The 14,520-nt window shown below is 52.5% G+C and carries 19 protein-coding genes; all 19 read right to left on the reverse strand.

Annotated features, from left to right (window positions below; translation table 11 throughout):
• Positions 1 to 135: 135 nt before the first annotated feature.
• Positions 136 to 609, reverse strand: coding sequence for a hypothetical protein (locus tag NUX24_RS20025; protein WP_257833676.1), 474 nt, complete (start codon positions 607 to 609; stop codon positions 136 to 138).
• A 148-nt stretch (positions 610 to 757) separates the two neighbouring features.
• Positions 758 to 3,670: a phage tail tape measure protein gene (locus tag NUX24_RS20030; RefSeq protein ID WP_257833678.1), complete on the reverse strand. Its 2,913-nt coding sequence runs from the start codon at positions 3,668 to 3,670 to the stop codon at positions 758 to 760.
• Complete coding sequence (locus NUX24_RS20035) at positions 3,670 to 4,086, reverse strand: DUF1799 domain-containing protein (protein ID WP_308280951.1); 417 nt, start codon at positions 4,084 to 4,086, stop codon at positions 3,670 to 3,672. Before NUX24_RS20035 ends, NUX24_RS20030 begins: the two co-directional genes overlap by 1 nt.
• A complete protein-coding gene (locus NUX24_RS20040; RefSeq protein WP_024907206.1) occupies positions 3,978 to 4,289 on the reverse strand; it encodes a phage tail assembly chaperone in 312 nt (103 codons plus the stop codon). The genes NUX24_RS20035 and NUX24_RS20040 overlap by 109 nt, the downstream gene beginning before the upstream one ends.
• A 65-nt stretch (positions 4,290 to 4,354) precedes the next feature.
• Positions 4,355 to 5,026, reverse strand: coding sequence for a phage tail protein (locus NUX24_RS20045; RefSeq protein WP_025913016.1), 672 nt, complete (start codon positions 5,024 to 5,026; stop codon positions 4,355 to 4,357).
• Between the two features lie 66 nt (positions 5,027 to 5,092).
• Positions 5,093 to 5,503 (reverse strand): DUF4128 domain-containing protein, encoded by a 411-nt coding sequence (locus NUX24_RS20050; RefSeq protein WP_257833684.1) that lies wholly within the window; start codon positions 5,501 to 5,503, stop codon positions 5,093 to 5,095.
• The gene (locus tag NUX24_RS20055; RefSeq protein WP_257833686.1) at positions 5,500 to 6,084 is read right to left on the reverse strand and encodes a hypothetical protein; all 585 of its coding nucleotides are present in this window, start codon (positions 6,082 to 6,084) and stop codon (positions 5,500 to 5,502) included. The genes NUX24_RS20050 and NUX24_RS20055 overlap by 4 nt, the downstream gene beginning before the upstream one ends.
• Position 6,085: 1 nt before the next feature.
• Positions 6,086 to 6,436 (reverse strand): hypothetical protein, encoded by a 351-nt coding sequence (locus NUX24_RS20060; protein ID WP_257833688.1) that lies wholly within the window; start codon positions 6,434 to 6,436, stop codon positions 6,086 to 6,088.
• Positions 6,436 to 6,918, reverse strand: a complete 483-nt coding sequence (locus NUX24_RS20065) for a DnaT-like ssDNA-binding protein (protein WP_257833690.1) — start codon at positions 6,916 to 6,918, stop codon at positions 6,436 to 6,438. Before NUX24_RS20065 ends, NUX24_RS20060 begins: the two co-directional genes overlap by 1 nt.
• Positions 6,919 to 6,954: 36 nt before the next feature.
• The gene (locus tag NUX24_RS21935) at positions 6,955 to 7,254 is read right to left on the reverse strand and encodes an Ig-like domain-containing protein (protein WP_374693111.1); all 300 of its coding nucleotides are present in this window, start codon (positions 7,252 to 7,254) and stop codon (positions 6,955 to 6,957) included.
• Positions 7,236 to 8,189 (reverse strand): major capsid protein, encoded by a 954-nt coding sequence (locus tag NUX24_RS20070; protein ID WP_038419633.1) that lies wholly within the window; start codon positions 8,187 to 8,189, stop codon positions 7,236 to 7,238. The genes NUX24_RS21935 and NUX24_RS20070 overlap by 19 nt, the downstream gene beginning before the upstream one ends.
• A gap of 11 nt (positions 8,190 to 8,200) precedes the next feature.
• The gene (locus tag NUX24_RS20075) at positions 8,201 to 8,971 is read right to left on the reverse strand and encodes a hypothetical protein (RefSeq protein ID WP_257833694.1); all 771 of its coding nucleotides are present in this window, start codon (positions 8,969 to 8,971) and stop codon (positions 8,201 to 8,203) included.
• An 80-nt stretch (positions 8,972 to 9,051) separates the two neighbouring features.
• On the reverse strand, positions 9,052 to 10,149 hold the full coding sequence (locus NUX24_RS20080) for a phage minor head protein (RefSeq protein ID WP_257833696.1): 1,098 nt from the start codon (positions 10,147 to 10,149) through the stop codon (positions 9,052 to 9,054).
• A gap of 1 nt (position 10,150) precedes the next feature.
• On the reverse strand, positions 10,151 to 11,539 hold the full coding sequence (locus NUX24_RS20085) for a DUF4055 domain-containing protein (protein ID WP_257833698.1): 1,389 nt from the start codon (positions 11,537 to 11,539) through the stop codon (positions 10,151 to 10,153).
• Between the two features lies 1 nt (position 11,540).
• Positions 11,541 to 12,848, reverse strand: a complete 1,308-nt coding sequence (locus NUX24_RS20090; protein ID WP_059357645.1) for a terminase large subunit domain-containing protein — start codon at positions 12,846 to 12,848, stop codon at positions 11,541 to 11,543.
• On the reverse strand, positions 12,826 to 13,824 hold the full coding sequence (locus NUX24_RS20095; RefSeq protein WP_257833701.1) for a terminase small subunit: 999 nt from the start codon (positions 13,822 to 13,824) through the stop codon (positions 12,826 to 12,828). Before NUX24_RS20095 ends, NUX24_RS20090 begins: the two co-directional genes overlap by 23 nt.
• A gap of 62 nt (positions 13,825 to 13,886) precedes the next feature.
• Positions 13,887 to 14,114 carry a hypothetical protein gene (locus NUX24_RS20100; protein WP_153655778.1) on the reverse strand — a complete coding sequence of 76 codons (228 nt, stop codon included), beginning with the start codon at positions 14,112 to 14,114 and terminating at the stop codon, positions 13,887 to 13,889.
• Positions 14,115 to 14,240: 126 nt separating this feature from the next.
• Positions 14,241 to 14,381, reverse strand: a complete 141-nt coding sequence (locus NUX24_RS21940) for a hypothetical protein (protein WP_374693110.1) — start codon at positions 14,379 to 14,381, stop codon at positions 14,241 to 14,243.
• 32 nt (positions 14,382 to 14,413) lie between these two features.
• On the reverse strand, positions 14,414 to 14,520 hold a 107-nt coding region (locus NUX24_RS20105), incomplete at its 5' end, for an IS3 family transposase (protein ID WP_129942121.1).

A 14,520-nucleotide genomic window follows, 5' to 3' on the forward strand; every position in this document is an offset into this window, starting at 1 on the left:
CGGGCATAAAAAAACCCGCCGGAGCGGGTGAAGTATTGGTAACGAATAGAGTGGATAAAATAATAACAACCGCAAGGACAGATATTAGAATGGAATTGGACTTCAATTAATTTTAAGACTTATAATGGCTGTTGCTTAACTTTTCTTAAATCTATCGATATCTAGGTAGGTTTTATTTTGTATCTCGATACAAACATGAGAGAAATCATCATCTACAATTTTGAACTCTTTCTGCTGTGGATAGTCACCAACTAAAACGTATAGTTCTTCTGCTTGTTGATCAGTCTTCAACCTAACATTACATCCAGAAAATATTGGCTTGCCATGTTTAACATCTAGTACAGTGGCAATGAAAAAATCACATGGATTTGAGTCGATTGTATTAATACCTTTAAATTTGTAGTCGCCATCTTCATACGTCATTGGCATCACATATTGCCTCGTCTCTCCTTTATTATTTTTCCACACATTACTTTCACTTATGCCTATAGAGGCGCGATACTCCACTAAAACTTTTTGAATGCCACGATAAAGGAATTCTATTCTTTTAATGAATTCATCATCGAAAGTTTTTTTCTTAGTAATCATTTGTTCATAGGTAATGCCCACTTCGTTTATCCTTGTATGAGACATCAAAACAGGGTCATCAGTCTAACTTATTGAATCTAAAAATAATGAGACATATGCAAGATTTTAGACTCACGATCAGTATTTGAAGCGTTTCATTGATAACCCCATGTTCATCATTGTAAAGTTGTCATCTAAATTTAGTAGCATTCCAGATTAGACCTCCAGGCTGAAGCTGTTTGGCAATCCCTGCACGAACCGACTGATCGATGGTCTGTTTGTAAGCCCGAGAAATAGCATCGTTATTGCCGGAAGTCTGCTGCTGAGAGTTCTGGCTTTGAACTACCACAGACGTTTGAATAGTAACGCCGCCAGTTGCCGAAGGTTGCAGTCCATACATCGGGGCGTGGCCAACATAACCGCCGTTTGCATACCCCTGAGCTCCACGCATAAGCGCATAGAGATTGCCAATACCAAGTGCACTGGTCGCTTCCTTCGTAAATACAAACTCACCACCATGAACTACACCTTTCGGTTGGTACGTACCACCATCACCGGTGTAGCCACCGCTATCGAATCGCGGCACCAAACCACCACCTGAAAAACCAAAGAACGCGCCGATACCGGTTCCACCAAACGCTGACTTCATTCCATTAACCAAAGCCAGTTGCGTCAGCATCTGGGCGATGCCCTTGAGGAAAGTAGAAAGGAAATCTGAGAAGTTAGATTTACCTGTGGTGAAGAAATCAGTCAGGGTGCTGGCCATGCCGGTGAACGCGTTGCTGGTAACCGTCTGCACCTGGGAGTAAACATTTGTCGCGCTGTCTTCAAACTCCGCCCAGCCCTTTTTCGCACCTGTCAGCCAGTCACCGCGCAGCTGGTCCTCGGCATCGTAATAATCATTAGCTGCCTTAAGCTGTTTCTGATAACCCTCGTCGTCAAGCGTGCCGCCTGAGTTGATCCAGCCAGAAGAAAGCTGGCTCTTTGCCAGTTCACGTTGTGACAGGCGGTCACTCATCCCGCCACCACTCACTAATGCAGCCTGCTTCTCAGCCATCTGCGTGACGTATTTCTGCGAGGTATCCATTCGCTTGTTCAGCTGTTCCTGTGCGGTAATCTGATCACCTAACAGGGCTTTCTGCCGCGCTAACTGCAGCACCTGGTCTTTACTCGCGAGCAGAGATTGCTCCTGCTTTGTCAGAGAGCGAGTTCGGGAGGCCTCTTCCAGCACCTGAAATTTCGCTTCCGTAGTCCAAAGGTCTTTGCGCTGTTGGCTAATAGTATCGTTCAGCCCTTTATGCAGCTGCAGGGTCCGTAGCTGTGCCTGAAGCGCTAACAACTCGGCCTGGGCGCCATCCATGCTGCGATCGCCAGCCGATACAGTGCCCTGTTTTCCGGGTTTCGTCTTTTTGCCAAAAGCAGCGACTTCTTCTCGATCCTTCTGTGTGGTCGCGGTTTTTATCTTGCGGGTGGTATCAAGGTATTTACTTGCACTAATGTCTGCGGCATCCCAGTCTTTTTTCAGCTGAGAAACGCTGTCGCCATAAGCACCGGCCATTTGTTCGTTATAGTCCTGCCATCCCTGCAGAGTATCTGTTTTCGCCCAGTCAGGAACGAGATTAATCGCGGCAGCGATAGAGGAAGAAATGATCTGGTTCAGTTTCTGGAAAACTATCGCAACGCTGTAATAAATTGCGTTGAATTCCTTCAGTGTGTTTGATGCCAGCTCAGCTACCCACTGACCGATATTCTGCATGGCCTCAGACGCCCAGTCTTTGATATCCAGCCACAGGCGACCAAACGGTGTCAGCGAGTCGTAAGCCTGCTCTCCACGTTCTGTCATCGTATCGCCAAACAGGTCCATAGCCTGTGTAACGGCCGCGGTCTGGTCCTTCTGTTTCACCAGCTCATCAATGTGCTTAAGCTGCGAAACAGTCAGGAAATTGTATTGTTCGTTTAGACTCTGAAGGGCTTTAACCGGATCCTTTTCTATATCCTGATATGCCTTGGTGATGTCCTGCGCCGAAACAATACCGGTTTGAACTGCAAGTGCCGTAGAGCCTGCCACTTTTTCAAGCTGCTGCTGTGTGAGCGATCCCATGCTAATCAGTTCAGTCATCAGACTCTGAACGGTTTCTACAGTAGCGCCACTAGAGGCAGCAATAGACTGGGAGGAAGCCATTACCTGGAGCGCTGACGTGCCTGCAATGTTGCCAGTCCTGATAATGGCCTTGTTGATTTCGTCGTAGGCGGTGAAGTAGTCCGACCCCGCTTTTGCCGCAATCAGAACGGCACCAGCCAGGCCACCAATGGCCACTCGGGCAGGAGTCACCATCGACAACATCGCTTTGAGAGCATTGCCTACACCGCCAAACGAATCGCGCAGCTGGCCGCCCTGCTGAATGGCTACCATATAAACCGGCATACCGGACGCCAATGAAGTTACGATGTCGGTCATTTGCATTGGTAGATAACGCATCGCGTTGCGGTATTGCCCCGCGCTGATCGCTCCTGACTTCCACGCTTCCTCCTGCTCTTTCAGTCGGGCGATCATCGGTGCAGCACGATCGGACACGCCAAGTTGGGCTGCTTTTAGCTCTAACAGTTCTGCGCGAGTTTTTCCGATTGCTGTGACCTGCTCTTCCAGCGAATCGATAAAGGTTTTGCCCGCCGCAGCTGCGCGCTGCGCTGCCTGTGCCTGTTCAATGCGAGCCCGCCCCTCTGCGGTCTCAGACTCCATGACCTGCGCCAGTTTAACTCGGGTCGTCTCAAGCACGCTGTTGTAGCGAGTAAAGTCTTCATCCCCTACCAGCCCTTTGCCGCGAAACTTCGCCAGGCTTTCCTGGATCGTGTCCAATTCATCCAGCGCCTTGTTTACGGGGCTGATTTTATTCAGTAGGTTCTGCAGTTCCTGCCGCTGTTGCTTGAGGCTTTCGCTGTTTTTCTTCTGGTTATCGATACCGGTGCGGAACGTACTATTCAGGTCATCCGCTTTACCTGCCGCGGCGGACGCGGTCTCCTGAAAGCGATCCAGTGCCTGATTACCGCGCTCCAGCTCACTGGTATTTACACGCAGGGAAATCGTGGCGATATCGTTACTCATTACGCCCTCTCTTTATGCATAATTTTTAGCGCAGCACTTTCCATCACCCGGATGTCCGAAAGCGCGGTTGCCTCATCGTCGACGTTGTGCAGACGCATTACCCAGGGCAAAACGTTATAGTCGAGCCCGGACGTGCCGCCCATACCCGTGCGCCACTGCGTACTGACAGCCTGAAACACCAGGAATGAAGGCCATACATCTGGCCAGACGTCGATGTATTGATCGTCATAGTCATCCGGCGTAAGCCCGTAAGGCGCCAGGTCTGCCGCTGTGGGTTCAGGCGTATAGAACGCAGAGGCAACCGCTATCAGTTTTTTTCGCGCTGCCCCATCAGCTCTCGGTAGTAGGTTTCCGGGATGGCCTTCATCGCCGCCGGATAGTTCTCGAGCAGCACCGAAAGGTTTTCCGCGTTGAATGCGTCGGGAAGTGCCCAGCCAGCAATGATTTCCATCAGAAAATCAGTGGCGGTTTTACCTTCGAGTTTTTCGAGGTCAGCCAGTTCTTTAAGTGGCTTGTGGTTGAACGTGAACGTCAGCACGCCATCCTCATCGCCAGCGCGGGGGATCGAGACATTGGCCTTGAATGTAGGTTTGGGCTGAAGGGTGAATTTGGTCGCCATCGATACCTCTTAACGAAAAAAAGCCTCCGTGATGGGAGGCATGGAATAGTGAAAGCTCTGACGGGTCAGGCGGCAGCGTCAGTCACCTTGTAGAACGTCATCGCCGGTGACTGCAGGTTCAGCACCACACTTACTGTCTCTACCTCGTTAACCGCAGTAGTTGGCGTATCGTCAAAGGACGCCGTGGCCGCCCAGTAACGGTTCTCCTTCGCCTTCGGTACGTACATGTAAGCCGCCACGGTCTCTTCGTCTTCATCCAGCTGGCGCAGCAATGGATATACCGGGAGAGTTGAGTCGTGAGCGATCGAGTAGGTCTGAGAGACAGCGGATTTATAGGTATTCAGGTTGCGCTGGCGATCATCGCTGAGGAACTGAATCTGTGTGGTGTTCTGATCGCCACCAGATTTCGACACCTCAGTAATTTGCGGCAGCTCGGTCCATTCAAGTACCTTGCGGATCGAACCGGTACCGCCACCAGCGGCATATTTGTTTTTGTTGGTGGTATTGATATTGCGAAGAGTTACGGCGCTTTCGGCAATTGCATCAATTTTTGCGATGACGTTATCAACACCGGACCAGTTGCAGTTCACATGAACAATATCACCTACCTTGAGAGCGTCCGCTTCACTCACGGTGATCACCATATTTTCGGCGTTCGTCGCCCCGGTGAAAGAAATGGCTGGGCCATAACCCGATGCCAGATAGACGTGAGCGCCGTTAGGCAATGCAAAGCCCATATTGGTTACTCCTTTAGAAACGGGAAAACCGGCAAAGAGCCGGTCAGGTTTAGAAAGTTGTGAGGATTAGCTGGAGATATCAGCTCGGTAATTGAGACTAACGGGAACGGTATAAGAAACAGATGTAGTGATACCGCGGAAAATACCAGGCGTTTGATCTATCCAGCATGTAAAGCCCCTGCCTTCAATCTCCTGCCCCTCGGGAAACAATTCAGCCACGCGGTCTGCCAGGGCCACTACATCGGTACGGCCTATGCCGACTGGGGCCACAACATTAATCTGGTATACACCTGAATAAATGCGGCAGCGCAATCCAAGGTCTACCGTACGCGGCGTAGCGGGCATGTCATGCACAGCAAGATAGAGCCCATCAGATGGCGGTGTGAACGATACGTTTTCCCAGGCAACCGGGATATCTTCAGCATCAGCCCACTCGCCTAGCCTTGCGGCTAGCGCCGCCGCGATATCTGGAATCACTTAGTCACCTCCCTGACAGCTTCCTCAAAGAAGCGTTGAAACTCAGCTGCAGTTATGCGGACCATGCCGCCCGGCGCCTGTGTGGAATGCCCCATCTCCAGTCGATACGCGTAAGGGACGTTGTTGCAGAAATAAATAGCCTTCATCCCGACTTTGAACAGGGACAGCGTGTAATTGCCAGCGGCTTTTGTCAGATTTCCGGTTTTATCGACACGGCCCGTTTCATCTGTGGTCGGTGCATCAAAAGACACCTGCCAGTTGCCCCGAAACCGTCCACCGGTATATCCGGGCGGCGCTTTGATATCCATCCCATCCACCAGTCGAGCTTTCTTCTTAAGCCGTCCGGTTTTAGTCAGGTTGGCAGGGTCCGATTTTTGCGCTTCGTTATGATCGTATACCGCCTGATTGTAAGAAGCTGCCGTCTGGTTGATGCCCCAGAGTTCGGGGTTGCCGACAGGTGACATCATCACCAGTTGATTAAGGATTCGAATGCCGACAGCACGTACGACCGCTTCCTGATTCGCTTTGGCTTTGTCCACGAACGCGGTGATGGCAGCCGTAAACGCATTATTATCGCTCATGCTATGTCCTCAATTGAGATTTGTAGCAGAGCACCACCGCACCCGGTTTCACAGGGTTAGGCTTAACTACGCGGTGGCTTACGCCGTCCACGACGATCAGATCGCCGGTTTTAATTTCCTTCTCAGCGGTGAAGACAATCCGAATATCGCCGTTTTCAATGACGGTTCCATCAATTTCGCCTGGCGCGTAATCCGTCTTAACTCCTGTGGCGGTGAACTGGATATCATCGGAACGATGCTCCACACCACCGATGACGATTAACGTGCCCTTACGCGTGACGTTGTATGCAATGCCGTTCTGCTTGAGCATACGAGTCGTTGTCGCCTGCATTCGCTGATAGTTGATGGTCATTACGCGCGCTCCGCGAGAGCATTGATTGCATATCCACGCCCACCAGCCAGGTCGCCGAGAATAGCCATTACCGCCGGGTAGGATGGTGTGAACACCTCACCGTCGGCAACCGCATAAGTCATGGTTACGGCGCCTTCGACACGTTCGGTTTTCACAGCGGCTTCGCGCACGCTGGAGAGTAAATCGCCGTCGATTGCCTCTACCGCCAGCATGCACTGCGCGGTTATAACCTGCCGTGGTACTTCATCCGGTGGGAAATCATGTTCATCCAGAACGACATTCACGCGTGGCCATGCCAGCGGCTGTCGAGGGTCTGCTTTGGAACCTACCCAATCAAGCCCTTCCAGATAGTCCATCGCCTTAATCAGTAACGGCGCGAGCTTTTCAGGCAGCTCAATCCCTCTCAGCGCGGCAAATGACGCCAGTTCATCTTCGCTGGCGTAACTGTTAACGTCAGCGGCGGTGATATCAGTATTAATCATCTGAGCATCCGGTGAATGGGGCTTACGCCCCATCGATTAGCCAGCTGCAGGTGCGGTGAAGGTGATTTCCTCACTCGATTTAGCAATACCATCAACAGTTCCAGTGACTGTGAAAGTACCTGCCATATCAGAGGTAAGTTTGACCGTCGCCCCACCAGCAGAGCCGGTTTGAGAACTGGCAGTGCTGAGCGTGCCGCCGGTTGAATTCCAGGCAACGGTTTTGCCGGAAACACCTGCGCCGTTTAGCGCGTACTTAAGGGAAATGGTGACCGCATCGGTGCTGTCAGCGGTTGCGGAGGTTTTATCCGCTGACAGCGTTACTCCCCCGCTGCGGATCCCAGCTTAATCAGCACGCCAGCCGTAGATTTGTTACTGGTGAAGTGCTTCTTCCAGTTACCTGCAGTGCCGATTTTGGTCAGGTCCGGGTTGTCACCTTTCGAGGTATCCCAGCTGTAACCCAGCAGGTCGACATTCACCACACCTTCTGCACGGTATCCGATCGCCAGGTTTTCCTGATCGTTGATGTCGTAGGAACGGAACCCCGGAGCCTGAGACTCAGTTACAGTCACTGCCCCGGCCACCAGCCCAAGGATCGCATCAGCGTCCATGGTATCGGTAACCAGCACCGGTTTACCCAGGGTGCCCGGCTGCCCGCCGTAAACCACCACGCCCGCTTCTTCGTAGATTTTGTTGGCGATCGCCTCATCCACGATGTCGAAGTAAGTGGCGGAGTGCATAACGAAGAGCACAACGCGGTTAAACTTGTCGCCGTACTTACGCAGGCCGCGCGTCAGGGTCTTCTTACCGTCTGTTTCGATATCGGCGGTAACCACCATGTCAGCGTTGGCGCCAATAGCAGCCGTTAGCGCCTTCAGGCCATATTTCACGTAGCCTTCCAGCGTCGCGTCAGCCACATCAGTGCCGATCACTTCGGAAAACTCGTCTACAGAGCGGCCGCGACGTTTGAACGCTTCTTCTGTTGTTTCGTATGGACCGTATTTCCACGGCGCTTTGACGGATACGGCTTCACCGGCACCAATCTTCTTACCCGTCACTTTTTCGGTGGAGTTAACGTCACGCGATTCGATAGAGCCGCCCACCTTGTAGAACGCACGCTTGCGGAAATCGCCTTCAATCAGCTCGTTATCCAGCAGGATCGCTCCGTTGGAGGACGCGTTGAAAATAGCCAGGTTGTCCTGGCGGCGCTCGAGGAAAGCGGTCTGCGCCAGGTCGTCATAAATAATCAGGTCACTATTAACAGTGGTAGGCATGGGTTAATCCCTTATTTCGGAAGTTTGAGGAAGGCCTGCTGGCCATGCTTGCGGATGTAGTCCGCTTTGTCGCTGGCGCTCATTTCGGAACGTTTGAGGCTGCCACCACCGTTTGGCTTGTGTCCGCCCGCGCCAGTGCCTTCTGCACGAGGGAACAGATGCGGAGCCGTCTCCTTGAGAGACTCAGCCCATTCGAGCGGGCTTAGTGGCGTTTTGCCGTCTTTACCGAACAGAACGTCGCCATTTGCATCAACTGCTACGGCCTCGCCTTCGTCGTTGAGCTGGAATGTGCCTTTGGCACGCAGAATCAGATCGTCCGATGCTTCCGGCAGCGCGCCAGCTTTTGACGCTGCTGCACGGATTGCATCGCCCAGAACCCGGTCCCGGAATTTGTTGGAGAACGCTTCGGCTTTGTCGGCGCGTTCATTTGCGGCTTTGATTTGCTTATCAACGTCAGCACGCAGACGCTCGGTGCGCTTATCGAGCACCTCATCGATTTTTCCGGCGGCAATCAGCTTTGCCTCTTCGTCGTCGGAAAAACGCTGCAGGATCCCGCGCACTGCATCAGGGTCGATACCATCGAAGCGAGACAGGTTTTCTTTTTGCTGTTTAATGGTTCCCAGCAGCTCAGAGTTTTTCGATTTCAGGCCAGTGACTTCGCTGGTCACGCGCTCATCTATCAGCTTCTGGATTTCAGGGGTGATTTCGATACCACCGCCACCGCTGCCCTCGCCGCCGTTTTCTGATGCATAGAATTTCAGAAGCATGTTTCGAATTAACATAATTTCCCCTCGGGATTTTGCCGGGCCTCGCCCATAAAAAAGCCCCGGCGGATGCCAGGGCGTGAAGTAAGATGTGGTTGTTAGTTGTCTGTGCCTGAGAGCTGCTTCAGATGTTCCAGACTGATCCATTCGCCTTTGTCAGTGAACATATCAGCCAGGTCGATTTCACCCGCGCGAAACAGACGGCCACGCTCGGCACCCAGAACCTGATCCTGCCGTTGAGCTGGCTGACGCTCGAGCCATTCCAGATACGTGGTTTTAGCTGGTACCTGGCCATCCATGCTGGCACGAGTGCCCTCGTCCATCTCGTCAATATCAATGCCGAGTTCGCGCCATGACTTGAGAATCAGGGTTTCGGTAGAACGGCAGCAGAAATGAATCTTCCCGGGTCCCTGCAGGTAAGGCACCTTATGCCCGACCGGTTTGTTATCCAGGGTGTAACGCAGCAGGTCACGAATAATGCAGTCGTGGCTGGTTTTATTGTCCAGTGTAGACAGCCACTGCTTACCTTTCACGATATCGCTGTTGGCACTGGTGAAGCTGTTGCGCGCTGTGGCAGCCAGATGATTAACGGCTGTTTTAGCGATGCTGGCGGCATTTGCCCTGCTCATCTGCAGTGCACCGTCGCGATAATCTTTGTTGGCGTGGCCGCGAACACTGCGCGCGATTGTTTCTACCGTGTCGCCGGCAAGATACCCCCTGCGAACGGCGTTCACGATCCGCGCCAGCCTGTCCGATTCCAGATTCTCCGCCCACTCACTCAGCAGCCGCCCCTGAAAGGGCTGCGCCATCGCTGCGGCATACACCATATCGGCGGTGATGCCCTGCAGCGGATAGTGAGACAGGACCTGTGATGGAAGAAGGGAATCGAACAGGCTCAGCTGATAACTGGCTTCGTTCTTTGCCAGAGCCACCAGCTCATTCTCGAGTCCTGCCTGCATGGTCGCTATGGCCTGATGGTTAAGATCGCGCACGCTGCCCAGTAAACTCTGCAGACGGCTAACGGTGAAGCTCTCCGGTGGCAATCTGTCCAGCGCATCCAGTAGACGCGCTGAAAGGTCTGCATCCGTCTCGTTAAGCAACTTCACCATCCTGTTTGCCACTCCAGTGGCGTAGCGGCTTAACCAGACGGAATGCGCTATCGATTCATCACGTAGGCTTTCGTTAATGGTGGGCATATCAGCCTCCCGTCAACGTAGGTGCCTGATTGCGAAGCGTATCAATAACCTCGTCCGGACTGTCGGCCGGGTCAATGAGATCGAGTTTCTGCAGTGCGCGAATCATATCGCTATCGCGAAGCGCACCGGACTGCCAGGCGTTGACGATCGCCGTCACCATGCCCGACTCAGCAACCTTCGCGATGAATTCCTGATTGATGGTGTAACTCGTTGTCTCGCCCTTGATGCCGAGGTATTTCGCACACCAGCCAAGAGCAAGTGTGTATGCCTCAGAAACGTTTGAAACACAGATACCGAGCACTGATGTTGAGGATGATTGCTCACCACTCGCCTGGGTAGCAGTCTTCGCTGTGGCATTCTGCTCAATCAGTCGGGCGCCCAGTTGCACCATGTAATCGCGCTTACTGTCCATGGCCTCTTTAGCCAGCATGTTCGGCTGCGCCTGGGCATAGCCAAACGAGCCCTCCTTGGGAAGCAAAAGCGGTGCTCGGGAACCAATTTTCACGCCCTTCTTCTCGAGGTGATCGCGCCAGCCGGTATCGAGCCCAGTCATGTACGGCTGCACCTGGCCACAGAACCACACGCTGTCCTCATAATCAGCGCTGTTTCGGTAATGTCCGTGGTTTATCTCCACCAGCGCAGCCAGCGGTGAATCATCAATTGTGGGATCGTTGTTCTGGGCGCCAACGAAGGTAAACGGAATTTCATCCCAGTAGTCCTGCCCTTTGGGCTTAGGATGGTACTCACTGTCAACTGTGTAGGTTCCGCTTGCGGTGCCACCTGCCCGGCGCCATACCCGGCAGATAAACTTCCCTTCCTGCAGCGCCAGCTCGCGGTACTGGATTTCATCCTTGTAAGCGAAACCATCCGGCTCTTCTACGCATTCACGCAGGACCACCAGCACCAGTTGATCGCGTCCGTTAATTCGCTTTGTTCGCCAGTTAATGATGTTCTCTGCCGGATAGCGGAGGATGATCGCCTCATCGGAGGCTTCAGCGTAATCGACATAAAGCCCCTCACGCGCAACCTCCAGCACGTTCTCGGCCACCAGCTGTGACTGCTGATAGATGCTGGTACCGGCCCCGTCAGCATTGTCCAGCAGGTACTTCAGCTTTTCAGGACCATTAAACGTGGGGTCCTTGCGATACGCCATCCCAAGCATGCCGATCTTCGTATTGCCGGCAATCGCATAGAACACCGCGCGGCTCAGGTAGTCCTCATTGCGCTTGCGATTGCGTGTGGATTTATCGGTTGGATCGAGATAAGGCAGATACTTATTACCCGCCGCTTTTACGGCCTCAGCTCCTTTGCAGAAGTCCCTGTATTTCCGCCAGGCAGCAGAAGCCGCCCGGTGTTCTGGTCGAACCCAGGTGATGTCGTCATTTGCCATATCAGAAAGTGGTGTCCATGGTGATTGAGTATGCCGGTTTCACGATCGGGTAATCCTTCACGATAAAGTACCCACCAGCATCATTGGGGTGATCGTTATCAGCTGATTTGTCCGGTTCGCCATTGGCCGCCCAGATTTGCTGCTCGAGACTTTCGGTGTAAACCGGGCAATTCTGCACATTCACCAGGTAGCGGCGCTCGCCGTTGGCGTTACAGAACATGGCGTTCATCGAGTTGATGCGGTCTTTAACCGGGGGGTTGGCATCATCAACGATGACGCTGAATCCCGCATCGTTGAGCTGGGCGATATCCGTCTTGCTGGCGTTCTGCGATTTGCGTGAGTCACCAGAGGCATCCGGATAGATGTAAATCTCCCGGCTCTTCACGTAGCGTCCATCCTCGTAGCGCCAGAACTCTTCCTGGATACGCTTAATCATTGCTGGCGTGTCGTAGACCTTCACCAGCTCACGGACCGCGCGCGGCAGGCCATTACGCTTAACGTGAACAATCGCGGCCATTTTTCCAACGTTGAAGTCCATACCGATAAACAGCGGATCCCCGTCCTGAATCTCGTCAGAACAGTTATTCAGCTTGCGGTTAAAAGTGTGGTAAATGGTCCCGCTGTTAAGGTTGGTGAACTTCCCGCGCAGATAGGCCTGAATCAGTTCGTCAGGGTAAGAACTAAGCAGCGATGGAATGTAATCAGGCGGTAGATTCTTCGCATTGTCGAATGTGCTGGCCTGAATCAGCCCATACAGGGCTGCCAGTTGGGGCTTTTCACGTACAGCCTTCACGAACTGCTGGTAGACGAACTTGAAACCTTCCGGCGTTGTCGTTACGTCAATTCCATTCCTCAGGCCCGGGATGTTGTAACGCATACGAGCAATGATTTTTCGCCATGCCTGCTGTGCTTTGGCTGCCGCCATGACGTCCAGCTCATCCACCATCGCGTTACCGATTTTAAAGCCGACTATCGAGCCGGGTTTCTCCATCGAACGGCAGATGGTTGTCCCGCGGTAGCGCCGCCCCTCGTAAAAGTGAACCTCTTTGTTCCCCTCATTGATTTTGACGCTCAGCCCCCAGTCGAAGGCCACCTCTTCAATCGTCGGGTAGAAGATGTCACGAATCTGCGGGTATGTCGGTGCGAAGTAACCCTGGTTAATCTTCGGATGCTCCCACATCCCTTTGCAGATGCCGCCGCAGCCCACCCACGTCTTACCGGAACCGAACCCGGCAACATAGGCCTTGAATTTGTGCTGCATCGCGAGGAAGCGCGCCTGAGGAATGTTAAGTGTCGGGCTGATCCCCATCGTCTGCCCTCGCATCCACTACGTTGATATTGATTGCAACTGGGGTTGGTTCATCGTCCTCACCCTCACCGGCCAGCTCTTTACGGAGTTTTTCAACCTCCAGCTGCCGGCGTTCGATTTCAATCTGCTGCAGGCGCTGCGCGAACTCACTATCAGCCAGGCCAAGGCGCTTCATTACCGCCTCGAACATGCGCTCACGGCTGATAGCAGTGATTTCAACGCCATTCTTGCCGACCTTCACACCTGAATAGGCGATCCTGGAAGCAGCCGGGAGTTTGCGCGTATCAGGGAAGTAAGGCTGGCCGATACCGTCACCATTACAGCGCGGGCATTTAGGGTTAGGCTCTCGGTTGTGGTCGTAACCATAGCCGCCGGAATCTTCGGGTTCACGTCTGTCGCGCTCAACAGCCTCGAGTCTTTTCTCTTCGAACTCCACGGCATCACGCCATTGATACTGGTGACCGAAGCCCCAGCAATAACGGCACGCGCCGCGACGATACTGCGACAGCTGATTGGCATCGAAAGTAGCGAGCTGCCACATCTGCTCAAGCACTTCATCGGCACTTCCAAGAGTGCGCACAATTGACGCTTTTTGCTGCTGCGCAATAGCCTGCGCAACTGAAGTTTTTTGAAGGAGTTGATAGCCGATTTGTTCAGCTGATTTTTTACTGTAGCCAGCCCGGATAGCTGCCTGTGTGGCATTGCCATCCTTCAGGTATTCTGCGACAAAGCGTCTTTGCTGTGCCGTTAACCCATCATCATCCACCAGCTCATTTGCGCTTTTATCTTTCTGCGCAGTGCGCATTTTTTTCTGCACGGGTTTTTGCGCAGTTTGCACAGAAGGTTTTTTGATATATCGACGGGCGGTAGCGTAGTTCAGTCCCTGCGCCTCACACCATCCCTTCGGTGATACGCCGGTTGTGGCATGTTCGGAAAGGAACCGTTGCTGAAGCTCGCCCCAGTCCGGTTTTGCCATATTTACTCCAATAAAAAAAGCCACCAGCAAATGCCAGTGGCTATGAAGAATACTATTGGGGGTTAACTTTCGAGCATTTGCTGAAGGTTCATTGGGAACGGCACACCAGGCTCTTTACGGAGTTTCTCGAGCCTTGCCAGGATATCGCGCTTCTCTTGCTCGCTACCCTGAGAATAATATGGCTTAACAACTCTGATGATTTCATTTGCTGTTGGGGATGAACCGACACCAGAGGAACCCTCGAAACTTCTTAGCGCAGTGTAGATAGCTTTATCCAACTCTTGATTCATAGCCTTTCCCTCTATAGGAACGAGAATACCCGGAGAAAAGATATTGCCGCTTAGTATCGAATTTTCAAGCAACATTTGTTCAGACGCTAACTTCCATTATCAAGTCCATCAGCAAAACAGATCATTCTACAGGTCTGAATATTTCGTAGCGCTGCTGTAACATGCTTCTACCGGATACTTTTCCGCATTAATTGCAATCTTATTTTTAGCAATCTGAATCAGATCAACATTCAGTTTATCTGCAATTCGGAGCAAGTAGAGGAACACGTCCGCTATCTCCTTGAATCGCCACGGATAATCTAGACACTTCCGAGCCGTTGATAATACTGGTTTTCATATTCTGTCGGTGACATCTGATCGCTCGAACCATGCCGACGCTTACTGTTATAAAACATTTCGATGTAAT

This window comes from Enterobacter sp. HG048, assembly GCF_024702055.1.
Lineage (GTDB): Bacteria > Pseudomonadota > Gammaproteobacteria > Enterobacterales > Enterobacteriaceae > Enterobacter > Enterobacter dykesii.